This window comes from Bacillus sp. BD59S, from assembly GCF_007363175.1.
GTDB classification, from domain to species: Bacteria; Bacillota; Bacilli; order Bacillales; family Bacillaceae_G; genus Bacillus_A; species Bacillus_A pacificus.
In genome coordinates this window covers 2011788-2035693 of sequence record NZ_CP034686.1, presented here as the reverse complement: position 1 = coordinate 2035693, position 23906 = coordinate 2011788, and the positions used below count along the sequence as shown (strand labels likewise).

The window sequence follows — 23906 nt, the reverse complement described above, 5'->3', positions numbered from 1 at the left end:
AAACAAAAAAACGAGTATGGAATCGTAAACATTTCCTACTCGTTTTTTTGCGATGTTTAAGTTCTAGTTACTTTATTTTTTAATACACACTAATTTCATTTCTGTCATTTCTTCGATTGCATATTTAATTCCTTCACGCCCCGTACCGCTTTCTTTCACACCACCGTAAGGCATATGATCTACCCTGAACGTTGGAATATCATTTATCATGACACCACCAACTTCAAGCTCATCAATTGCACGCATAGCTTTAAACAAATTTTTTGTAAATACACCTGCCTGTAGACCGTAACGCGAATGATTTACTTTCTCTATGGCCTCATCAATTTCTTTAAATGTATTTACGGTCATAAGTGGACCGAATACTTCTTGGCACTGTACAGATACATGCTCTGGAACATTCGTTAATACAGTTGGTTCAAAAATCCTTTCATCACGTTTGTTACCACCATACAAAACGCTCGCTCCTTCTTTAACTGCTTCTTGCACCCAGTTATCGATACGCTCGACATCTTTTTTCGAAATTAAAGCTGATACATCCGTTTCCTCAAGCAACGGATCACCAACAACAACTGTTTCCATCGCTTTCTGTAACTTAGATAAAAATTCATCCATTCTCTCTTCATGTACAAAAACACGTTGTACCGAAATACAAACTTGTCCATTATTAACAAATGCTCCCCATTTTACTCGTTCAATTAATTCATCTGTTAATTCAACATCTTCATCAATAATAACAGCAGCATTTGATCCTAGTTCTAACGTAACTCGCTTTAACCCAGCCTTTGCCTTAATTCCAAGTCCAACTTTCGGACTTCCCGTAAAAGTAATGGAAGCAACACCATCATTTGTAACTATTGCTTCGCCTACAGTTGAACCGGGACCAGAAATAATATTTAAAGCCCCTTTTGGCAATCCTGCCTCTTCAAATAGTTCAACTAATGCATAAGATGATAGAGGCGTTTGATCAGCTGGTTTTAATACAACTGTATTTCCAGCAGCAATTGCAGGGCCAACTTTATGTGCCACTAAATTTAATGGAAAATTAAATGGTGTAATTGCCCCTATAACCCCAATCGGTTTTCGTATTGTGTAAGCTATGCGCCCATCTGCACCAGGTGCTGCATCAAGTGGCAGTGTCTCACCGTATATACGCTTCGCTTCTTCAGCTGCAAATTTGTATGTCTGAACGGTACGATCTACTTCTCCCCTTGCAGCACGTATTGGTTTTGCAGCCTCTTTTGCAATAATCTCTGCAAATTCTTCTCTTCTTTCATCCATTTTTTGTGCGACTTTCTCTAAAATAGTCGCACGATCATATGCAGATAATCTATTCATTTCTTTCATCGCATTCTTTGCAGCAATAACAGCCTCTTTTACATCTTCTTCCGTTCCTTGCGCGATTTCCGCTAATGTTTCTTCAGAATATGGTGCATATAATGGTTTATACGTATTTACAGACTTCCAATCTCCATTTATATATAAATGCTTTTTCATAATTCTTCCCCTTTCAAATATATGTATGCAGCAATACTTCACCTAGTGAAAGGTCTGACTTATGTCATTGTAACATAGCCCTTATTCTGCAAAAAACATTATGCTCAAAAAAACTCTGCCATCTAGCAGAGTCTACGAACTAATTTGTTCTTGTAATGAAATTTGTTGTTCATCTTCTAAAATAACAATTGATTCTACAGTTTTTGTAACTTCTAGTCTCTTTATATAGTGTCCGTCTAATTCTTTCACGCAAAACTTATAATTTTCGATTTCAATGAAATCCTCTTCAGCAATTTCTATATTCTTCGTTAAAATCCATCCACCTATTGTGTCAACACCATTATCATCAATCGTTAAACCTAATAACGTATTTACTTCACTAACAAGTACTTTTCCCTCTAGTATTGTTTTCGTTTCACTAACTTGTTGAATTTCTGGCTGTTCATCTGTATCAAACTCATCTTGAATATCTCCAACTATTTCTTCTAAAATGTCTTCAACAGTAACAAGTCCAGACGTACCACCATATTCATCTATCAATATAGCAATATGTGTTCTTTCTTTTTGCATTTTTAAAAATAAGTCGTGTATTGGGATGGAGTCGATAACTAAAATAATCGGCCTAATATATTGCTCCACTTTCTTATTACTAACCGCATTATGCTGCACAAAATCTGTGAAGATATCTTTAAAATTCACAAAGCCTATTACGTGATCTTTGTCGCCATCAACAACTGGATATCTCGTATATTTTTCCTGAGACATTTTTTGCAACGCTTCTTCAGCAGGCATTTCTTTACTTATGATATGCATCTCAGTTCGGGGTACCATTATCTCTTTTGCTATACGATCATCAAATTCAAAGATTTTATTTACATATTTATATTCAGACTGATTAATCTCTCCGTTTTTGTAACTTTCTGAAACTAATAACCGTAATTCTTCTTCTGAATGAACTTCATCGTGCCCTTTCGGTGGTTTCAGTCCTAGCAACTTCGTAATCATTCGGGCTGATCCATTTAGGATCCAAATAAATGGAAACGCTATACGATAAAAGAAAATTAACGGTTTAGCAACAAATAAACTCACCTGTTCAGCTTTTTGAATCGCAAATGTTTTTGGGGCCAATTCCCCTATTACAACATGTAAAAATGTAATAAACAAAAACACTAAAATTACAGCAAAAATGTCTGCTAGTTGAGTGGAAATGTTCAAATTCAAAAAAAGTGTATCAAACATTTGCTTTAACGCAGGTTTACCAAACCACCCAATTCCCAATGCTGTAACTGTTATTCCTAGCTGACAAGCAGATAAATATTCGTCTAAGTTTGTAATGACTGTTTTGACAGATGTTGCGCGATTACTTCCTTCTGCAATTAAATAGTCAATTCGTGAACTTCGCACTTTAACAATTGCAAATTCTGCTGCAACGAAAAATGCCGTTAAGGCAATTAAAACAATCACTATACTTATACTATATATGTCCAAATACTTTTCCTTACTTACATTGTAAGCAAGGAAGCCACCTCCTACTTAATTTTATTCAAGTGAAGTAAGCATTCTAATACTCTAACAAAATTCTACATTAGCAACCACCTTTTTATATATTATATGCATACATAAAAAAGATATTTATCATTATGATAATCTAATTCATTCCCCTCAGTCAAATGATTCTAAATCTTAAGATAAAGTGAAACTTTAATCAGTGGGGATTTTCTTCATCCCCCACCTTACTTCTTTTCGCTGAATTTTGAGGTGGGGGTCTTACTGCCCGTTAAAGCGGGATAAAAGTTTTTATATTCACGATATATTCTTCCTAGCTTCATTTCGTGAAAAAACACTTTCTTTGCCGATTCCACACTTCTTTTGTCACACTGGAAGGGAACTTACTTCATAGATCGAAATCATTCAACAGGATATATATAGGAGGGATTATTTTGGAATATAAAACACCATTTATCGCAAAAAAATTAGGTGTTAGCCCAAAGGCTGTTGTCCGGATTGCACAACAATTAAATCTTACTATAAAAAAAAATAAATATGGTCACTTTATTTTTACACAAGATGATTTAGATCAAATGTTAGAATACCATCTTTCACAAATTGAGCAGTCCCAAAACACTCACCCTACTCAAAAAACATCATCAAATGATGTTGAAGAATTGAAAACTCAAGTAAATACAATTGTTCAAAACATATCATCACATGATTTTGAGCAATTAACCGCTCAATTAAACACAATTACGAGAAGACTAGATCGCATGGAAGAACAAATGCAAGATAAGGCAAATGATGTTGTTACGTACCAACTTTTACAACATCGCCGTGAAATGGAGGAAATGTTAGAGCGAATTCAAAAACTAGAAGCTACCCTCAAGAAAGAAGAACCAATATATATTACTCCCGATACAAAACCAATATATGAACGTGAAAAGAAACCGAAGCGCCGTAAAATGATTTTTAGTATATTTGGATTATAATTTTTAGACCCTTATTAAAATAATAAGGGTCTTTTTCATGAAGAATGATTTCATTTTAAAATCGCATTCTCTTTATTATACATATTCATTTCGTTTTATTTAGTTAACATAATATTCTTACTGTATTCTGCGATTAATGCCTGTGCATGGGCATTTCCTTGAATTACATCTCGAAATTCTTTTAAAGAATACAAATGCGTAGCCCCTTTTCGGGCATGAATTCGTACTGGTACACCTTGTAAAGTATCATGAAACTGAAATGGCTTATCTATCGGTTCAATTGGGAAACCGAGTGTTAATAAATACATATACATTCTTTTTGTAACCGCTGCGATATACCATTCTGCTTTCGTTTCTAATGCATGCATAAATAAAATAGCTGTTAGTCTTTTGAAGTGTCCTCTCCCACGAGACGTTTTCGCGATACTTAACTTGCCTATTTCATATACATTTTGCAAATCTTTCACTAAATCATTTTTAGAAAACGGATAGAAAAACTCAGAATTTGATTGTTCTGGTACCGTATACTTAATACATTCTACTGTACCGATATGATGTTCATCTTCTATTAATAAAAATCGTGATGGATTTAAATTACGTTCTACGAACATTAAGTTTCTTTCTTCACAAAAATCTCCCCATAGTTGCTCGAACCAAAAATGTTCTTCCTTTGTTTGAACACGCTGGAACATATTTCCCCGCCTTTCCCATCGCCGCTCTGTTTTTGATAACGCTTTCACTATCTATCATATAAGAACAAATCTTCGTATGCAACTAAAAACATTTACGCCTTATTATATTCTGCAAAATAAATTAAATTCCATCATAATCTTCTTTTATCCCTCATGTACCGTTCTTCTCAAAATATATTTCTATCACTTGCAAATTCATATCATATGAAGCTGTCTTCCATACTGCATATAATTCTTCTTAATCTAAAAAAATCCTTTATAAAAAAGGATTTCTTTTACTTCTTCATGCTTTTTAACCACTTCTCAAAAATTTGTACCATTCCATGTTTCCCCGCTAATTTCTCTTCTCCTTGTTTCGTTTTATATGGATATAATTGCAAGAACACACCGCATCCAGACTCAATTTTTTTACTATGCATATGACTTCCTGGATATACACAAATGACTTCATAAATGGCCCTTCGATGATAGATTCGCTTTCCATCCTGTTCTTCTACAAATTTTATAGACCAGTACTTATACATTTGCTCAGTTGCTTTCGTATTGCCAACGTGCTGAAAAATATTGTACATTGGGCTATACTTCACTTCAATAATAATAGAAGATTGGTATACGTATTTCTCTTCCTCCTTTACATAACAGTCTAATCGAATATCTGGCTTCTTCGTGTCTTCTCCATTATAAAAATTACTCCCTTTACTTAATGCAATAAGGGGATGTGTTTCAATTAAATCATTAAATGCGACTTGGACTTTCATATCACCTCGATGTAAAACTACTGTCGTTCCATCTTGTAATCCATCTACATAAAAATGCTCTTGTATTTGTTCACGAATGGAATTTCTAGCTTCAAAACCCATTTGCTCTAACATGGAAATAACGATAAAAAAAGCGTAATATTCATACACTAAAAAAGTTGGTTTATAAACAAATAATAAAGATGGAGATTGATCTGTATATTGTGGAAGTAAATCTAAATGCTGTAGTAATTGTTGATGTGGTATCGGTAGATTATGTGAGTTCATCTTACCCGTTTCAGAAACTTCTCTCCAAAATGGAGAATGCATTAAAGTTTGAAAATATTGTACACTATCATGTACAAAATGAGCTAAAATTTTATATTCTTGTATCTTCATAGAACTTTTTCGTAAATCTGCCTCTTTTAGTAAATGTATATTTTTATATTTTTGTTTCTCTCTATCGGTCACTGATCCATTACGCTCAATTGTTTGTATAATCGTTTTTACAGCTTGAAATTCTTCTGATTTCTTCTTTTTTGCTCGTTCTAATATTTCAATTGTTTGACGCAAAAAACTTTTAGCTTCAAGTAAATAAAGATAAAATTGCATCGCTTTAAATTTAAGAAATTCATTTTCCATACTATTTTTTTGTTCGATAAACTTACGATTATAATATTTTGCATACGGTTTTCTTTCCGCCACTACCGCTCCTTTCCTCGTTGCTTTCCGCTCCTTTTCTTCCCATTTATATTCATGTATAAATTTTGAACTCGATTCTATTTTCTTAAAAATTTGCTTTATCTTTTTCATTTTTTGTGGCAACTTTCTAAGTAACACTAAATAAGAAGAATCTTCAATATCACTAAGAGCAGAGAAAGTCTTTTTATAATAACCTCTATCTAAAATCAACTCATTTAAAATTGACTTCACATAGTTTTGAATCATTTCAAATTGATCATCAAAAAAGTTTTTTGGGACGACTTGAAAAGCACCATAGTACGTTCGCTCTTCTATATTCACCTCAAAATGATATAAACCACAACGCCATGGATAAAAGAATTCCGTTTTCCCATGTTCATATATTAATACCTTTTGTTTTTTTTCATTTATTTCATATTTTGTCTCTTTTATATTTTTCTGTCCCTCATATACTTTATTCCATATAAAAGTAATATTCATTGGGCTTTCATAATGGTATTGCAATCTAATTGGTTTTAATTCTTGCACTTTATAAATACATTGAACTAATGCTGTTGCAGATGTACAAAGACGATTTAATAAAATATATTCTCCTTTTGACTCCGTTCCAATAATTAACTTTAATACAAAAGGAAGCGTTTCTTTCGTATCAACGATTTCTGTTTCATATCGCCCATCATTTTGCATAGCCATACAACTCCAGTTCTCTACGCTTTTCTCTTATATATGCTATAGAGTGTTCAAATGTAGATACTCTGTTTGCAAGTGGAGATTGCAAAAGAGGTACCAATGTTGCACCCCTTTTTACTTCCTCTGAAAGTAAAGACCCAACCATCATTTCAGTCCCTCTTATTTTCGTCAATACACGTTGCTTTATTTGTAAATCAAACCCTTCTTCTCTACTAATCATATAAGAATGATTATTTTGGAACGGTATATTTTGCAAATAAGTAGCAATTGCATTTGCACATCGAAAAGAAATTCCCTTTGACGTATCGTGTGATGACAATACACCATGTAACTTATCTAATAGCTCTAACTCTTCTTCAGAAAACACCTCGATCATCGTTTTATTCCTGACCCAATTTATGCGAAATTCTCCTGCAGTTACTTTCAGAGGTGGTTGTAATACAACTTTCTCTTGCTCCATACACATCTCACAAAACGGAATCTTTCGTAAAGTTATTACATTCGTCCGATCTAATAATCGATCTGAGAGCTCCTTCGTTGTTTCATCAAAATTCACAGTACCAACAAATATAATATTTTCTCCAATTTCAATTGTTGGCGGAATTGGATTTTCTTTTTCTTGCACACCTTCATATAAATTTAAAATACGATTTTGCTTTTCAAGTTGAAGAACAGATAGAAATGGAGTAAACCAATGCTCAATATGTGACATATTCATTTCATCAAAAACGATTATATACAACTGATTTTGATTTTCTTTTGCCTTCATTAACGCCCTAACTAATTTTGTTTCACTTTCAATAAAAGTACCATTTGGGTGAAGGTAACCAAGTAAATCATGTGGTTCTTGATACGATGGCGAAATCGGAATCCAAACCAATTCTTCCCCGTATTGTAATCCAAGTGCTTCTGCATAAGCTTGCACAAAACGGGATTTTCCAGCGCCTGGTATACCACCCAGAATCGTCAACATATTTGTTTTTGTACTTATATGAAAGTTATAAATATCTGTTTCATCCAAATATAGTCCTTTATTACGTACAAAACTTTTCACATACTGTAAAAAGACGGATTCACGCTCATCCCATTCCCATTCATCCTTTTGCACTTTTATTTCCTCTACCTCTACAAGCTTACCTTCTTCAGTTATTCGTTTTTTTAATTGCTCATACACATGATTGCTTACAAAATATAATTGATCTTCTACCGCTATTTCTACATACTTCATCCAGTCATTCAGTTCTATATATTTACATTCCCGCTGTTGTTCAAAATATGCGATTGAACTAATTGACGATGACTTTAAAGATATATTTCCATATAACCTTCCCTCATGCCACAATAACTCAGGAGGCTCAAAGTCTTTCGGATATTTTGGCATTAGAAATGACAAATAACCATTACTAAGTTTTCTTTCTAAAGACTCTCCCTTTTTATAATCGGAAACTTTAGGTACTGGAATCATTTTATAACCGTTTGCTATTTCTCGCGGTTCTTCTGTACAAATTAACTCCACGTATATATGTCCTCTTTCATAATAAAGACGAAACATAACCAATTGCTTTTCTAGTTTTCTTTTCTTTAATTCCGAAAAGACTTTTTCATTCTTTTTATTGCTACATAAACCTTCAAATACATATGGTTCATTTTTCAATTGCTCTTGCAATGTGAATGGTATTGGCGATAGGCATTGTACAAAGAAATTCTCTCCACTCTTCTCACTCTCTGCTTTTGTAAACTTCCCAATAAACCTCATATAGTACATTCGTTTTATAAAACTTGGCTGAAGAGCTTTATGTAATTTCACCTTCGTCACCTTCTTTTTTTCATACTATTCTTAGTGTATGAAAGAAACACAAAACTAGAAACAAAAAACCTGACGTTATCCGCCAGGTTCAAAATGAAATCGTATATTAATGAGATGGAAATGCGTTTTTCTCTTGTAAGATGGCATTATGAGCAATTTTCATTTTAGCAAGTACATATCGTAAACGATCTTCAGCGTTTTCATCTTTATTTTGCTGTAATTCCGCCAAATTCTCTACAGCACTCGCTAAATTTTCAATCACTCCTCGCAGTTCAGGATGATGATTAAAAAAAGATTCTTGCACTAATACCTTCCTTACTTCACTCGCTAAATCAACAATTCTGTTCAACTGTTCTTTTTCTTCCATTTTCATCCCTCCTGAATATCTTATGTATTAGATATTCTATAGACAAAGAAAAAAGCCCTTTAAATGAAAAGGACTTTTACATTTTTATATTTCCAGTCAATAACATATAAAGAGATGTAACAGCTGCTACTACAATTGCCCACATTACATATCTCTCTATACCAGTAAAACAACGATTTCCTTTTTCTTTTCTTGCATACACATAAACAATGATCCCAATCCCGTATACGATTGAAACGAGCAATAAATTCTTCAAACCAGCTGCATAAATAAGCCATACAGAGTAAAGCGAAGCAATTAAAGCTAGCGAACCATTTTTCACTTTTGCATCTTTTAGTTCATTTGTAATTACTAATTTGAATTGGAATAACGCTGATAATAAATATGGTACTAAAATTGATGTTGACGCTATGAAATACATAATTTGATATGTTGACTCTGAAAACAGAACGATTATAAATATAACTTGGGCAACGCCATTTGAGATCCATAATGCCATATGCGGCGTTTGTTTTTTATTTGTTTTCGTAAAGACTTTCGGAAACACGCCATCTTTTCCTGCTACATGGGAAATTTCAGAAACAAGTAAAAACCAACCTATTAATGTACCTACAAGTGAAGCAACTAACCCAATGTTAATCGCAACTGCGCCCCACGTCCCAACAACATGTTCTAATACATGTCCCATTGACGGCGTTTCTAAAACAGAAAGCTCTCCTCTTGTCATCGCTCCCATTGACAAGACAGAAATTAAAATATAAATAGACATTACTAAAATAAGTCCTAATACTGTCGCTTTACCGACGTCTCGACTATTTTTCGCTCTTCCAGATAATACTACCGCTCCTTCAACCCCGATGAAGACCCAAAGAGTTACAAGCATTGTATTTTTCACTTGACCAAGTATAGAGGAAACTGAAATAGTTCCTTCTCCCCAAAAATCATGTGTAAATGTATCCCAGCGAAACGCTGTTACCATTACAACAATAAATAATACGATTGGAACTAATTTCCCTATCGTTGCAATAACATTCATAATAGATGCTTCACGAATTCCAAATAAAATTAGAAAATGAAGTGTCCATAATAAAAGTGATGCTCCTACGATAGACGCAACACTATTTCCACCTTTAAAAATTGGGAAGAAATAGCCTAATGTACTAAACAGTAACATGATTGTTGCAACGTTTCCTAAAATTCCTGCTAGCCAGTATCCCCAAGCACTGTTAAATCCAATATATTCACCGAAACCAGCACGTGCATAACTATAAATTCCGCCCTCAAGCTCTGGTTTTTTTCTTGCTAACGTTTGATATACGAGCGCGAGTGGAATCATTCCCATCGCTGTAATACACCAGCCAATTATTATAGAGCCACTATTTGCTCCTACTGCTAAGTCATGCGGTAAACTAAAAACACCGCCACCAACCATTGTTCCAACTACTAATGCAATTAATGGAAAAAAACCTAACTTCTTTTCTATTTGTACCACCCCATCTGTCATTCTAGGTGTTATGTTCGTTCAACTATTAAAGTCACCTTTTTCTCTAATAGACGCTTCTCTTATATTTTTTCAGGAAAACATTACTTATTCTAAAAGAAAATGAAGAAAAATGGAATACTTTTTTGAAAAAATGTATAAGTATGCACAAAAAAACCGTTCATTTTGTAATGAACGGTCATTTCATACATATAAATTTGTATATTTCTTGTAAATTTAACGAAGTAAGTTCTCTTTTTGTAAAAATTGTTTCGCTACTTCTTCACTACTTTTACCATTTACATTTACTTCATAATTCATTTTTCGCATTTCTTCATCTGTAATCTTTCCAGATAATTTATTTAATACTTTTTCAAGTTCAGGATATTTTTGTAACGTCTCTTTTCTTAATAAAGGTGCACCTTGGTATGGTGGAAATAACCCTTTATCATCTTTTAGCACTTTAAGTCCGTATTGTTCCAATTCACTATCTGTTGAGTATGCATCAATTACATTCACATCCCCTGATTGAATTGCACTGTAACGTAATTTGGGTTCCATCGTTTTCACATTTGAAAACTTATAGTTATATAATTTTTGCATTCCTTTATAACCGTCTTCACGATCAGCAAATTCTAATGTGAATCCTACTTTCGCATTCTGTGCAATTTTTCCTAAATCAGAAATTGTACTTATATTATTTTGATCTGCTATTTTTTTCGGCATAGCTAGTGCATATGTATTGTTATACTCCATCGGCTTCAACATAACCATATTATATTTCTGTTCCATTCCAACGCGAGCCTGTTCATATACTTCATCCCGATTTGTACTTTTTGGCTCTTCTTTCACAAAAGTAGATAAAGCTGTTCCCGAAAACTCAGGGTATATATCTACTTCTCCTGATTTCAACGCTTCAAATACAAATGCTGTTTTTCCAAGACCTGGTTTTAATTGTACGTGTAAATCGGTATCTTGTTCGATAAGTTGCTTATACATTTGAATTAAAATTTCAGGTTCTGATCCAAGTTTGCCCGCAATAACAATATCTTTCTTTTCTGTATTCCAAAGAAATGGAGAAGCAACCATTATACAAACAATACATATCGTCAATATAACACGCTTAGACGAGCGTTTTGGCCTCTCAAGCACTCGAAGTACTACATCAAAGAATAAAGCGAGTAACGCGGCTGGTACGGCCCCTAAAATGATAAGTGCATGATCATTCCGATCGATACCAAGTAATATGAGTTTACCGAGCCCACCAGCCCCTATAAGCGCTGCTAATGTAGCCGTTCCAACAATTAATACCATTGCCGTACGAATACCGGCCATAATAATTGGTAAAGCAAGAGGAAGCTCTACCTTCCACAGTCTTCTCCAGCTATTCATCCCCATAGCTTTCGCTGCTTCGATTAAAGATTCATCTAACTCCCGTATTCCTGTATATGTATTGCGTAAAATAGGTAATAGTGCATACACAACTAATGCAATAATGGCTGGCAGTTTTCCGATTCCTACTAACGGAATTAATAATCCGAGTAATGCAAGTGATGGCACTGTCTGCATAACTGCAGAAGTTCCTATAATAAACTCAGCCATTCGTTCTTTTCTCGTTAATAAAATGCCAAGCGGTACCGCAATAATTACTGCAAAAAATAATGAAATAAGCGATATTTGTAAATGCTCACTTAATGCAGTTAGTAATTCTATTTTTCGTTCTTGAAACGTTTGTATAAAATCAGTCACTGTTTAGCCTCTTTCCTTCATTTGTTCAACAATATAATTGACAATATGACGACTTGTTAAAGCTCCAACATATCGACCATTTTCTTCAACTGGAACGACTGCATCAGCTCGCAGGCGAACTAATGCTTCTTGTAAAGAAGAATGTAATGATAGTGCTTCCCCTTCTATCCGCATACTTTCATCAAGTGGCAATACATCTTCTATACTTTTCCCCTCATACCAAGGTCGCCCACGATTTCCAATGAACTCTTCTACAAATTCATTTTTTGGGTTACGTATAATTTCTTCTGGCGTATCTAATTGAACAACTTTTCCTTCTTTCATAATACAAATGCGATCTCCAAGTGATAATGCTTCTTGCATATCATGTGTTACGAATACAATTGTTTTTTGAATCTTCTTTTGCAATTGCACTATATCCTTCTGAAGCTGTTCTCTACTTAATGGATCTAGCGCACTAAATGGTTCATCCATAAGAACGATTTTCGGATTTGCGGCTAATGCCCGTACGACACCAATACGCTGCTTTTGCCCACCTGATAATTCATCAGGCATGCGATCGCGATATACGTCTGGATCTAGCCCGACCATCTGGAGCAACTCATCGACACGAGCTTTTATTTTTTCTTTGCTCCACTTTCTCATTTCAGGAACAACTGCAATATTTTCAGCAATTGTCATATGTGGAAACAAAGCGATTTGCTGCAATACGTACCCTATATCCCAGCGTAATTCATTAATATTGTATTCTTGAATATCTTTTCCATCGATTAAAATTGAGCCTTCTGTCGTTTCAATTAAACGATTAATCATTTTCATTGTCGTTGTTTTCCCGCAACCACTCGGACCAATAAGGACGAAAAATTCTCCCTTTTTAATTTCTAAATGCAATGAATCCACTGCTTTTGTGCCATCTTCATATGATTTTGACACTTGATTAAACTGAATCACAAATACAACTCCTTTATCGTTGTTTCCTTTATTTTGCTGGAATATGGAATTCATTTCAAATGATACGCATTATTCAACAAAAAAAGAGCTCACATTTGAGCTCTAACGGTCTAACAATATTGTTTTCATTATAGCGGCATATTCACGCACATACATTTTTCTCTTAGAGCGCATTGGCGTTTCAGCAGCTAGTGCCTCCATCTTCATGCCTAAACGCTTCGCAATTATTTTCGTTCTATATAAATGATACGTATTACTTACAACTACCGCATGTTTCACCTCATATAAATCCATACTAAACTTTACATTCTCATACGTATTTGTAGATTGGTCTTCTATTAAAATACGACTCTCATCTATACCATGTACCATTAAATAGTTTCTCATACTGTGAGCTTCCGGTATATCTTCATCTTCCCCTTGGCCGCCTGAAACAATTACTTTTACCTCAGGATGAGAATATAAATATTCCAGCGCTACATCTAAACGATTTTGAAGAGATAAAGACGGTCTATCACCAAATAACTTTGCACCCAGTATAAGAAGGTACGGAGAGTGATGGCTCAACTTTTCACGAGCAACTTTCTTCATTCGAAAGGTCATATAAAGAATGTATAGTGGTGGTAATAATAAGATGATAAGTAATATCCATTTGTTCATAAATAAGTTTTCGCTCCCTTTCTTTTTATTATATAAAAAAAGAAAGGGAGGCAGAAGTGTTTTTTCAAACGATTGATTTATTAGAAACATTCGCCGCTACTTTACGTTGTGATAGTACATAATAAATAGCGATTCCTAATGAGAAGGTCAATATACAGCTTAATACGTAAAACGGGAGCATTACCCCAGCTTTAGATACACCAGCTGTAAACAGCATTAATAATACGATTCGTATCCCTGTACCAATTAATCGAAATAAGCTGTCTACACGTCCCATTACTTCGTTTGGAATTTCCTCCATCATCAATACATTTCTCGCCACTCTTGTCCCCGCATTTCCAATCGCATGAAAAATCGCTAGTCCATATAACAACATTACGGAAGGTTCAATAATCATTGCGGTAATTGAAATTACATAAATGAACATCGTCATAACGATTGAAACTTCTGTTTTGACATATTTCATTATAAGTGGAATACAGATTCCTGCAACAATCGCTCCGACACCGTACATCGTGCCCTCTATTGCGTATACAGAGGCATTGGCTTTGAGTATATCCGAAATATACACGGGTATTAAATAATTTGCCATCATAACACCTATAAACGGCATATAAGTGGCCAGTAAGAACCAAAAGAGCTTAGGACGTTTTTTCATAAAGTGAATTCCTTCAAACAATTGCTTCTTAAATGTTATTTTTCTTTTCACTTCTTTTTTCTTTACGTACGGTATACATAAGAAAAGAAAAAATGCTCCAGCAAAAGTTAACATGTCTACTAACAAAATCCACTTCAAAGATACAATTTCAATTAAGAAGCTTGCGGCCGCTCCAGAAATAACTTGTGTTAACTGTCCTTGTATTTCCATCGTTCCACTTAAACTTTTATAATGTTCTGCTTGAAATATCTCTTGGTTGAACGCAAATATTGTAGGGTAAAATAATAAATAGTAGAATGATCCGGCTATATAAATAAGAATATAGTGAATAGAATGATAGGGTTGCCCAGCAAATCCCCATATAACCATTATCCCGATTACGGCTATTCCAATTCCTTCGTTACATAGCAATAAAGATTTTCTTGAAAAACGATCAATACTTTGCCCAATGAATGGTGTTAATAAAAACATAATGAGGGTTGCAATGATAGAAACATAACCAAACGTTGTCTCTCCCCCACTCTCTTTAATTAACAGCCAAGGAATTGTTATCATAACAATTCCAGAACCAATAGCAGATAGACTATTGGCCCCTAGAATGTAATACAAGCGAGAATCCTGATAAAGTGAGGACATATCACTCCACTCCTAGTTGCTTTTTCACCTCTTTATATACGCCCATATATGCTTTTAATTCTTTAACTAAATCATGAATTAATGGTTTTGCATCTTCACCCAGTTCACCGTCTTGTACATGAAGTCCATCAAGCACAACTTGTTTTGGGATGGCATTGGCGTATACCCCTCTAGCAACAGTACGCATACTGTTTAATGCGTTAATTCCACCTTTACCGCCTCCTGCAACTGCAAGTAATGCGACAGGTTTATGAACAAATTCACTACTACTTAAGTAATCTAGCGAATTTTTCAACGCCCCACTCATTGCATTATGATATTCAGGTGTACATAGCACTACGCCGTCTGCGTTTTTCACTAACGCCTTTAATTTTTTTACCGCTTCTAATTCACGTTGTGATTCTTCCCCATTATATAAGGGTAGTTCTTCTACTGCTAAATCGAATAACTCCCCTTCAAATTGGTCAGCAATATATTTTGCCACCACACGAGTTCTACCGAATTTTCTTGGTGTACCGTTAATAACAACTAGTTTCATCATTATTTCTCCCCTTTGTTTTCAAGTTATACTTATATATTATCAGAAATTTCTATACAAAACACAATATAAAGAGCGAACTAGCTTAATAAAATAGTATGATAGACGAAAAAAGAACTCATACGAAAGTATGAGTTTTTCACATTTACTTTTCTTTCTCTTTATTGCTCAGTATGCCATTGCTTCTTTTAGCTTCAAAATGGTTATACGCTTTTTCTGCTAATTTGATACGTTCTTCTGGCAATGCTATATATTTCATAATATTTTCTATTATTTTTTCATACGGAGTAAATACAATTCCCGGCCAATCTATTTCGTCCTCTGGGTTGCTATTTTCCGAAATAATAAATTTCTTATTTGCCACTGCATAAGAAACTCGAGGAGTTTCAAGAATACCAGATAAGTAAAAGTGGATATTTAATATAATTTTAGATCTGGCAATTAACTCATTTCTAACAATTCCCCACGCATTATTTTTAAAAACAATATTTAAATTCGGGGCAACGACTTTTAATTGATCCAATATAGCTTGCCGTCTTGGGTTAAGAGCACCTATAAACAATATATCAATGTCTTCAGTTAATTCTTCATCAAATGCATCTTTTTTTATTTCTAAAGTTGGTGCATAGTTCATGCCTACATGTTTTATTTCTTTTCCTACTCCTCTTTGTTTTAACCATTCTATATTTTGTTTACTATAATCCCAAATTTCCTTATCTTTTAATAACATTAAATAAAGAGGATGCGCATAAGGGCTTCCTTCATATAGCTGTTCTAAATTATAAATAATTGCATTTTTCGGAAGGAGATGTGGGCTATGTGCATATGTATGCGCTCCAAAAACAATTGTATTTCCCACATTTTCTAGTATTGTTTCTGATATGATTGCTGTATTTCCCTCTTGCTCCAATCGCCATTTCAAAGCTCGCGCAACATCTATAAAACTACCATACGTCTTTGGGCATATAAACAGACAATAATCATATTCTTTATTCAAATAAGCTTCCATTAGCCTTAAATTATTCTTATATAAATCCACATCCGGATATTTCAGTAAAAGATCCTTTGCATGTTTTTTTGCTACTTTATATAGTCCAGCATAATAAGCAGCAATGCACCTTCTTAATTCGATTCTTTGCTGATGTTCATCTGATACGTCCATGTTTAACAGAAGATTTGCGATACAATACGCTTTTAAATGATCACGATCATAATAATAATCTAGTAGTGGCAACAATTCTTCATACGTATTTCCATGCACAGATTCTCCTAGCTCTAGCGCCCATCGTATTAATTCCATTATTACTCCACTACTCCTTTAACTGAAATTGTATTTAATAAAATTTCGCATTACTTTCTACCATATTTGCTATATGCAACGGTAACTCATCTTTTTTCGATTCCAAAAATTTTTGTGACACTGCACCTAAATGTTTTTTATGTGGTATATAAAAAGCACTTATAGAAATCTCATAGTCAAATAAGTAATCATATACATGATAATCTACAAATAGAAGATCATTTTTTGGAAAAGGAACTTCCTTCCCTTGCAGGGCATACATCAAAGCAATGTTATTTTGAGATTTTAATCGATACATTCTTGCAAGTTGATATAACGGCTCAGCCCTAGTTGGTCTATATTCCCACGCTTTTTGAAAATAAAGAACAGCTAATGCTGTATATTGCTCTTCTTGTTTCTTAGCATTTTCTTTTTCATCCGCTTCTGTTACTTCAAGTTGTTTATTTGCTGAACGAGTTGCTAATTGTTCATAACAAAATCCTATTCGCAATAACGAATAGAATACCTCTTCAACCCATCCCCCTGCTTCCACTCGTTTTTTATACCATTTAATCGAATCTTCAAATTGACTTAAATGAAAATAAGTTTGGGCTAAATAAAATAAATATCTTATATGCAAATCTGGCGTAGTTTCTGGATCACTCAACCCTTGTAACAACAGCCTCTCATCTCTTTCAAATTTATCCGCTTTACTCCCACCATCACCAGGGTCATTAACGACAAGCGTCTCTAGCCTAGCTACTCTCGTATTGTAATTCTCTCCAACTTTGGAACGATCTATATCCCAATACTCATGAGTAACACCAACTGATTTCCATGGTAAAGACGCTTTTAAAAGCCGTGTAAGCCAATACTTAATATGAATATCATATTGTAATGTAAGATAATGGTCTTCCGTTAAACTAGTCTTATCAAACTCAGGATCCACTTCTAATATCATATCTGCATCTAATATTAATAAATAATCTGCTTCTGGATATGTTTTTTGCGCCAACGAAACAGCTAAACTTCTGTTATAACCGAAGTTTTGAAATGGTTCATGATGAACTGTTCCAGGAATTTCATTTTCTTTACACCAATTTTCAATAATTTCAGGTGTATGATCAGTTGAGCCAGTATCACAAATAGAAACAAAATCTACAATTGATTTCGTAGCATTTAAACATCTTTCCATAATCCTAGACTCGTTTTTAACAATCATACAAAGACATAACTTTTTTTCTTCCCCTGCATTCTTCACTTGCTCATTTCCCATTTAACCACCTCATATTTTATTAACACGCTCTTTTCATATGTAACATCATTTCTTAGCTACACTGATGACATAACCATCCTTTTACTATTTATGAAAACTTCATTTTATTTATTCTTATTTTTATGTTGGGACATATTTCATGCAGCGCTTTATATTTGATACAACCAGTACAGATAAACACTGGTTGATTGGTATTTTTAAATTAGAGCTTTCTAACACTATAAAAAAAAGAAACTTGCGCTTATGCACAAGTTTCTTTTCAAAAACATCCTTATTTTTTCACAACTTCATGTCCACCGAACTGATTACGTAGTGCTGAAACTACTTTTCCATGGAATGTATCATCTTCTTGAGAACGATAGCGCATAAATAATGACATAGCGATTACTGGTGCTGCAGCTTGCAGTTCAAGTGCAGTTTCAACAGTCCATTTTCCTTCTCCTGAAGAGTTCATTACACCTTTAATGCCATCAAGTTTAGGATCTTCTGCAAATGCTTTTTCAGTTAAATCCATTAACCATCCGCGGATAACAGATCCGTTCGCCCATACTTTTGCAACATCTTCATAATTAAAATCAAAATCACTTTTATCTAACACTTCAAATCCTTCAGCGATTGCTTGCATCATTCCGTATTCAATACCGTTATGTACCATTTTTAAGAAATGACCACTACCAACGCGGCCAGCATAAGAATAACCATTCTCTACTGCTAAATCTTTAAATAAAGGTTCTAATTGATCATAAATTTCTTTTTCTCCACCAACCATTAAGCAAGCACCATATCTAGCTCCTTCTACACCGCCCGATGTTCCGATATCTACGTAATGTAAACCAAAGCTTTTCGCTTCTTCGGCACGGCGTAACGTATCTTTATAGAATGAATTTCCGCCTTCAATAACGATATCGCCTTCCTCTAATAATGGATAAACTTCTTTTAATACTGACTCAACTACTTCCCCTGCAGGTACCATTACCCAAATTGTACGAGGAGCTTCTAGTTCAGCAATCATTTCTTTTAATGAATGGCGAGCAGTGATACCTAATTTATCCGCTTTTTCAACAAGTTCTTTATTTACGTCATATACAACTACTTCATGCTTGTCCTCATATAAATGTTCCGCTAATGGGAACCCCATTTTTCCTAATCCAATTAAACCTAGTTTCATATTAATCAATCTCCCATTCTATACAAATATATTTAATAACGAAATGAGTCCAAGTGCTACTACAGATAGTATAGTCTCCATTGCAGTCCATGTTAATAACGTTTCTTTCACAGTCATTCCGAAATACTCTTTAATCATCCAAAATCCTGAATCATTCACGTGTGATAAAATTAATGACCCTGCACCAGTTGCAAGTGCTAACAATTCAACATTTACACCTGGTGTACTTGCTGCAATCGGCGCAACAATACCAGCTGCTGTCATCATAGAAACAGTTGCCGATCCAGTTGCGATTCGAATTAGTGCCGCAATTCCCCACCCTAATAATATCGGTGAAATATGCGATTCTTTCGCCATATCTGCAATTGTCGTTCCAATTCCAGAATCTAATAATACTTTATTAAATGCGCCGCCTGCACCAATCACTAACAATATGTTTGCAATTGGACCAAGGCAATCATTTGTAAATTGTAATACTTTATCTTTTGAGAAACCTTTTGCATATCCAAGACTAAAGAAAGAGTAAATGGTTGCAATTAATAAGGCGACAATCGGATCTCCAATAAAGTGTAATACTTGTGCTAGTTGACTCGTTTTATTTAATGCAACTTCCGCTATTGATGCACCAAGCATAAGAAATACTGGAAGTAAAATTGTAAACAATGTATTCCCAAAGCTAGGAAGCTCTTTTTTATTATCTTTTTCAACAAATTGCTCCGCTATATCTAATGGTACTTCCTTATGTATACGAGCACCAATCCATTTTCCATAAAGTGGACCTGAAATAATTGCAGTTGGAAGTCCGACAATTAACGCATATAAAATTGTCTTCCCTACATCTGCTTTAAAAATACCTACCGCTGCCATCGCTGCTGGATGCGGCGGCACTAGTCCGTGTACAACGGATAATCCTGCTACTAGTGGAATACCGATTGTAATAAGTGATACCCCTGTTTCTAATGCAATTGTAAATACCAATGGAATTAGTAGTACAAATCCAACTTGGAAAAATACCGGAATCCCTACTAAAAATGCAACAAACATCATTGCCCAGTGAACACGTTTCTTCCCAAAACGATCAATTAATGTGTTAGCAATTCGTTCAGCACCACCAGATTCGGCCATCATTTTTCCAAGCATCGTTCCTAATGCTAAAACTATCGCTAAAAATCCTAACGTATTACCAAGCCCTAGTTTAATAGAATCAATAATCCCTGGATCTTTTGGTGAAGTTCCAATCAATGGCATTCCCATTGCTAGCCCTACACCAATTGCTGTTAAAATTAACGCGACAAACGGATGCCATTTTACTACCGTAATAAGTAAAAGTAGTATGACAACTGCCGCTAGTACGATTCCAACTACCATTTCTCCCAATCCCCCTATTGTTTACGTTGGAAAGCAGCTATACAATCAAATTCTTCTTTCAAGCGATTGTAAAGTCGTTCATACATATAAAACATTTCTAAATATATAGCCGTATTTTCTTTATTCGGTACATGGTGATGAACAATATCAATCCAATCCTTAACCTCTTCAAGAGAATCAATTTTTCCCACAGCATATAAAGCAACTGCCGCTGCCCCAAGCGCAGATGCTTCATGACTTTCAGGAACAAGCAATTCTTTCCCCATCATATCGGATAACATTTGTCTCCAAAATGCAGATTTCGCAAATCCTCCTGAAACGCGTATTTCAGTAAGTGGCCCTGTACAACAATCCCTGATTGCGAGTGCAACAGAATATACGCTCATACAAACCCCTTCCATGACTGCACGAATAAAATGTTCTCGTTTATGCTGAAGATTAATTCCGAAGAATGTACCACGAGCATTTGCATTCCAGTAAGGTGCACGTTCTCCAGATAAGAAAGGTAAAAATAGCAATCCACCTGCTCCAGCTGGTACACTTTCCGCATATTTAATTAATAAATCATACGGATCAATGCCAAGTTTTCTTGCAACTTCTTGTTCTGGGCTACCAAATTCATCACGTAACCATCTCAGTAATATGCCACCGTTATTCGTTGGTCCGCCGATCACCCAGTGCTCGTCTGTTAATGCATAACAAAACGTTCTTCCTTTTTCATCTGTATTAACATTAGATGAAATTGTTCGAACTGCACCACTTGTTCCAATCGTAATTGCAGCTGATCCAGGCGATATGGCCCCAACGCCTACATTCGCAAGAACACCATCACTTGCACCAATAACAACTGGAGTATCTTCACGAATACCCATCTTTTGTGCTAATTCTCGTTTCATACCCGATAAAATATATGTAGTTGGTACTGGAGTTGATAATTGTTCTGAAGAAATATTTAACATTTCCAGCACATCAACATCCCAATTTAACGTTTCTAAATTGAATAACCCTGTAGCAGAAGCAATGGAATAATCAACTACATAGCGTGAAAACAATTGATAAATAACATACTCTTTAATAGAAATAAATTTATAAGCACTTTTATATAATTTTGGTTCCTCTTCTTTCATCCATAGTAATTTAGATAGTGGTGACATTGGATGAATTGGTGTACCTGTACGTCTATAAATTTCATGTCCATTCATATGTTGTAATAATTTTTCTGCTTGTTTTGTACTACGATTATCTGCCCAAATTATAGAGTGCGTTAACGGCGCACCATTTTCATCTACTGCAATTAATGCGTGCATTGCTGTACTAATACCGATTGAAGAAATATCTTCTGGTAATACATTACCCTTTTTGATGGCAACGCTTACAGTTTTATAAACAGCAGCACATATTACATCAGGATCTTGCTCAGCCCATCCGACGTTCGGTTGTATAATTGGATAATCGACTGCATGTGATGCAATGACTTTTCCTTTTTCTGTGAACACAACCGTTTTTGTACTTGTGGTACCGATATCAATCCCGATTACTCTCCCCCTTGTTTCCATGTGAATCTTCCCTTCGTTTCTAGCAAAATACGATTTAGTAAACCGTTTACATGAATTAGTATATAAAATATTTTTTCTTTAATCAAGTTTTAAAAAGAAAATTTTTTTCATAATAAAATATAATTCCCCTCATGACATTTCACTTACATACGAAATGTATGTTCTCCGTGCGGTAAAGTTGCGGTCCATTCGTTACCATAACACAATCTTTTTCTTTCATTAATAACACATTCATAGTCCTTCCAAACTTTACTTTTTACTCATTTGCATGAAAAAGGTGTTGAAAAACAATATAAGAAAAATGATTAGAGACCCTTATTTTTTATACAAGTCCGAAAAATAAGGGCTATTTTCAAAAAAACATTAAGGAAGTAATAGTTAATTGATTAGGCATGTATTTTTATTTTTCACTAATAAAGGGAGCGATTATCTTTTTTTCATGAGAAGATAATACAATATTTGTTGATGGCGTACCATATTGCATTGAATCATCAATAAATTGTTCTAAACTTTCTACAGAATCAGTTGCTAATTTGACAATATAGCTAATTTCCCCCGCTACTCTGTAACACTCAATTACATCCGGATGATTATAACAAAAGTTAGATAATGCTTTACAATTCGTTGATTTAAACAGAATAAGTGCCGAAATTGGGCGGTTAATTTTTTTTAGGGAAACATGTGCATGGTAACCTTCAATAATTTGTTGCGCCTCTAGCTTTCTTACTCGCTCAGTTACTGACGGAGAAGATAAGTGAACTACTTCAGCTAAATCCTTCATTGAAATTTTTGCATTTGACTGTAATAACCCTAAGATTTTTTTATCAATTTGATCCATAAAGTACCCAACCTTTTTTTATAAAATATAATAATCTAAATTCTTTATATAATAAAGCTAAACAATTAAATATCCTTATTTAACTTATTCATCAGCTTTTTATATCCATATAAAATAAAGATATTAGGAGGCGATTTACTATATGAAAAAGATTTTATTATTATTAGCTGACGGATTTGAAGCAGTAGAAGCTAGTGTATTTACAGACGTACTAGGTTGGAATAAGTGGGAGGGAGACGGGGCAACCGAGGTCATAACAGTTGGTCTTCGGGATAAATTAACTTGTACTTGGAATTTTACTATCATACCCGAAAAAACGGTTGATAATATTCAATTGGATGAGTTTGATGCACTAGCTATTCCAGGAGGATTTGAAGAAGCTGGCTTTTATCGGGATGCATACAGTAAAGAATTCTTACATGTTATTCAACATTTTCATGTCAAACAGAAACCTATTGCAAGTATTTGTGTTGCATCATTAGCACTTGGTAAAAGTGGAATTCTTATAGGTAAAAAAGCTACCACATACAGTCATCCAACGAGTAAACGAAAAGAGCAGTTAAAGAATTTCGGGGCAAAAGTACAAAATGATTTAATTGTTCAAGATGGAAATATTATTACATCTTCAAATCCAGGTACAGCTTTTGATGTTGCATTTTTATTACTTGAAAAACTAACATCTAAACAGAACGCTAAACATGTAAAGGATCTTATGGGGTTTTAAGCAATGAACTTCAACAAAGAGATACTTTTGTAACTCGCTAGAAGTAATGT

20 protein-coding genes are annotated in these 23906 nt (G+C 34.4%); 2 read left to right on the top strand and 18 right to left on the bottom strand.

The window, feature by feature from the left end:
* Positions 1–72: 72 nt before the first annotated feature.
* Both EKQ63_RS12520 and EKQ63_RS12515 read right to left on the bottom strand, forming a co-directional pair.
* Positions 73–1497, bottom strand: coding sequence for an aldehyde dehydrogenase family protein (locus tag EKQ63_RS12520; RefSeq protein WP_143881089.1), 1425 nt, complete (start codon positions 1495–1497; stop codon positions 73–75).
* 132 nt (positions 1498–1629) lie between these two features.
* Positions 1630–2985, bottom strand: coding sequence for a hemolysin family protein (locus EKQ63_RS12515; RefSeq protein ID WP_087952435.1), 1356 nt, complete (start codon positions 2983–2985; stop codon positions 1630–1632).
* A 452-nt stretch (positions 2986–3437) separates the two neighbouring features.
* Between EKQ63_RS12515 and racA the strand changes: the two genes are divergently transcribed.
* Positions 3438–3980, top strand: a complete 543-nt coding sequence (gene racA, locus EKQ63_RS12510; protein WP_087952434.1) for a chromosome-anchoring protein RacA — start codon at positions 3438–3440, stop codon at positions 3978–3980.
* 95 nt (positions 3981–4075) lie between these two features.
* Here racA and EKQ63_RS12505 read toward each other — a convergent pair whose 3' ends face one another.
* The 16 genes from EKQ63_RS12505 to EKQ63_RS12430 all read right to left on the bottom strand — a co-directional run bounded on the left by EKQ63_RS12505 (position 4076) and on the right by EKQ63_RS12430 (position 23132).
* On the bottom strand, positions 4076–4672 hold the full coding sequence (locus EKQ63_RS12505) for a hypothetical protein (protein ID WP_000487803.1): 597 nt from the start codon (positions 4670–4672) through the stop codon (positions 4076–4078).
* A 275-nt stretch (positions 4673–4947) separates the two neighbouring features.
* Positions 4948–6798 carry a hypothetical protein gene (locus EKQ63_RS12500; RefSeq protein WP_087952433.1) on the bottom strand — a complete coding sequence of 617 codons (1851 nt, stop codon included), beginning with the start codon at positions 6796–6798 and terminating at the stop codon, positions 4948–4950.
* Positions 6788–8608, bottom strand: coding sequence for an AAA family ATPase (locus EKQ63_RS12495; protein ID WP_140168532.1), 1821 nt, complete (start codon positions 8606–8608; stop codon positions 6788–6790). Before EKQ63_RS12495 ends, EKQ63_RS12500 begins: the two co-directional genes overlap by 11 nt.
* A 106-nt stretch (positions 8609–8714) precedes the next feature.
* On the bottom strand, positions 8715–8975 hold the full coding sequence (locus tag EKQ63_RS12490; RefSeq protein WP_029438147.1) for a hypothetical protein: 261 nt from the start codon (positions 8973–8975) through the stop codon (positions 8715–8717).
* A gap of 76 nt (positions 8976–9051) precedes the next feature.
* A complete protein-coding gene (gene arcD / locus EKQ63_RS12485; RefSeq protein ID WP_000129463.1) occupies positions 9052–10479 on the bottom strand; it encodes an arginine-ornithine antiporter in 1428 nt (475 codons plus the stop codon).
* 213 nt (positions 10480–10692) lie between these two features.
* Positions 10693–12204, bottom strand: coding sequence for an ABC transporter permease/substrate-binding protein (locus tag EKQ63_RS12480; RefSeq protein WP_073530205.1), 1512 nt, complete (start codon positions 12202–12204; stop codon positions 10693–10695).
* A 3-nt stretch (positions 12205–12207) separates the two neighbouring features.
* Positions 12208–13155, bottom strand: coding sequence for an ABC transporter ATP-binding protein (locus tag EKQ63_RS12475; RefSeq protein ID WP_087994829.1), 948 nt, complete (start codon positions 13153–13155; stop codon positions 12208–12210).
* Positions 13156–13257: 102 nt separating this feature from the next.
* Positions 13258–13815: a YdcF family protein gene (locus EKQ63_RS12470; RefSeq protein ID WP_048552616.1), complete on the bottom strand. Its 558-nt coding sequence runs from the start codon at positions 13813–13815 to the stop codon at positions 13258–13260.
* A 64-nt stretch (positions 13816–13879) separates the two neighbouring features.
* Complete coding sequence (locus tag EKQ63_RS12465) at positions 13880–15109, bottom strand: MFS transporter (protein ID WP_088326927.1); 1230 nt, start codon at positions 15107–15109, stop codon at positions 13880–13882.
* Position 15110: 1 nt separating this feature from the next.
* The gene (locus EKQ63_RS12460) at positions 15111–15647 is read right to left on the bottom strand and encodes an NADPH-dependent FMN reductase (RefSeq protein WP_014893779.1); all 537 of its coding nucleotides are present in this window, start codon (positions 15645–15647) and stop codon (positions 15111–15113) included.
* A gap of 145 nt (positions 15648–15792) precedes the next feature.
* Positions 15793–16947, bottom strand: coding sequence for a CgeB family protein (locus tag EKQ63_RS12455; protein ID WP_087952429.1), 1155 nt, complete (start codon positions 16945–16947; stop codon positions 15793–15795).
* A gap of 34 nt (positions 16948–16981) precedes the next feature.
* The gene (locus EKQ63_RS12450) at positions 16982–18202 is read right to left on the bottom strand and encodes a tetratricopeptide repeat-containing glycosyltransferase (protein ID WP_087952428.1); all 1221 of its coding nucleotides are present in this window, start codon (positions 18200–18202) and stop codon (positions 16982–16984) included.
* A 271-nt stretch (positions 18203–18473) separates the two neighbouring features.
* Positions 18474–19370: a phosphogluconate dehydrogenase (NAD(+)-dependent, decarboxylating) gene (gene gnd, locus EKQ63_RS12445; protein ID WP_000765989.1), complete on the bottom strand. Its 897-nt coding sequence runs from the start codon at positions 19368–19370 to the stop codon at positions 18474–18476.
* Positions 19371–19388: 18 nt separating this feature from the next.
* The gene (locus EKQ63_RS12440) at positions 19389–20738 is read right to left on the bottom strand and encodes a GntP family permease (protein WP_000260196.1); all 1350 of its coding nucleotides are present in this window, start codon (positions 20736–20738) and stop codon (positions 19389–19391) included.
* 14 nt (positions 20739–20752) lie between these two features.
* Positions 20753–22294, bottom strand: coding sequence for a gluconokinase (gene gntK, locus EKQ63_RS12435; RefSeq protein WP_143881088.1), 1542 nt, complete (start codon positions 22292–22294; stop codon positions 20753–20755).
* Between the two features lie 400 nt (positions 22295–22694).
* A complete protein-coding gene (locus EKQ63_RS12430; RefSeq protein WP_087952425.1) occupies positions 22695–23132 on the bottom strand; it encodes an Lrp/AsnC family transcriptional regulator in 438 nt (145 codons plus the stop codon).
* A gap of 142 nt (positions 23133–23274) precedes the next feature.
* Between EKQ63_RS12430 and EKQ63_RS12425 the strand changes: the two genes are divergently transcribed.
* On the top strand, positions 23275–23856 hold the full coding sequence (locus tag EKQ63_RS12425; protein WP_143881087.1) for a DJ-1/PfpI family protein: 582 nt from the start codon (positions 23275–23277) through the stop codon (positions 23854–23856).
* Positions 23857–23906: the final 50 nt, after the last annotated feature.

Bases quoted from the DNA above. Each gene is read 5' to 3' on its own strand.
- EKQ63_RS12520 (WP_143881089.1), bottom strand. From the start codon at position 1,497: ATGAAAAAGCATTTATATATAAATGGAGATTGGAAGTCTGTAAATACG.
- EKQ63_RS12505 (WP_000487803.1), bottom strand. From the start codon at position 4,672: ATGTTCCAGCGTGTTCAAACAAAGGAAGAACATTTTTGGTTCGAGCAA.
- EKQ63_RS12500 (WP_087952433.1), bottom strand. From the start codon at position 6,798: ATGCAAAATGATGGGCGATATGAAACAGAAATCGTTGATACGAAAGAA.
- EKQ63_RS12490 (WP_029438147.1), bottom strand. From the start codon at position 8,975: ATGGAAGAAAAAGAACAGTTGAACAGAATTGTTGATTTAGCGAGTGAA.
- arcD (WP_000129463.1), bottom strand. From the start codon at position 10,479: ATGACAGATGGGGTGGTACAAATAGAAAAGAAGTTAGGTTTTTTTCCA.
- EKQ63_RS12470 (WP_048552616.1), bottom strand. From the start codon at position 13,815: ATGAACAAATGGATATTACTTATCATCTTATTATTACCACCACTATAC.
- EKQ63_RS12465 (WP_088326927.1), bottom strand. From the start codon at position 15,109: ATGTCCTCACTTTATCAGGATTCTCGCTTGTATTACATTCTAGGGGCC.
- EKQ63_RS12460 (WP_014893779.1), bottom strand. From the start codon at position 15,647: ATGAAACTAGTTGTTATTAACGGTACACCAAGAAAATTCGGTAGAACT.
- EKQ63_RS12455 (WP_087952429.1), bottom strand. From the start codon at position 16,947: ATGGAATTAATACGATGGGCGCTAGAGCTAGGAGAATCTGTGCATGGA.
- EKQ63_RS12450 (WP_087952428.1), bottom strand. From the start codon at position 18,202: ATGGGAAATGAGCAAGTGAAGAATGCAGGGGAAGAAAAAAAGTTATGT.
- gnd (WP_000765989.1), bottom strand. From the start codon at position 19,370: ATGAAACTAGGTTTAATTGGATTAGGAAAAATGGGGTTCCCATTAGCG.
- EKQ63_RS12440 (WP_000260196.1), bottom strand. From the start codon at position 20,738: ATGGTAGTTGGAATCGTACTAGCGGCAGTTGTCATACTACTTTTACTT.
- gntK (WP_143881088.1), bottom strand. From the start codon at position 22,294: ATGGAAACAAGGGGGAGAGTAATCGGGATTGATATCGGTACCACAAGT.
- EKQ63_RS12430 (WP_087952425.1), bottom strand. From the start codon at position 23,132: ATGGATCAAATTGATAAAAAAATCTTAGGGTTATTACAGTCAAATGCA.
- EKQ63_RS12425 (WP_143881087.1), top strand. From the start codon at position 23,275: ATGAAAAAGATTTTATTATTATTAGCTGACGGATTTGAAGCAGTAGAA.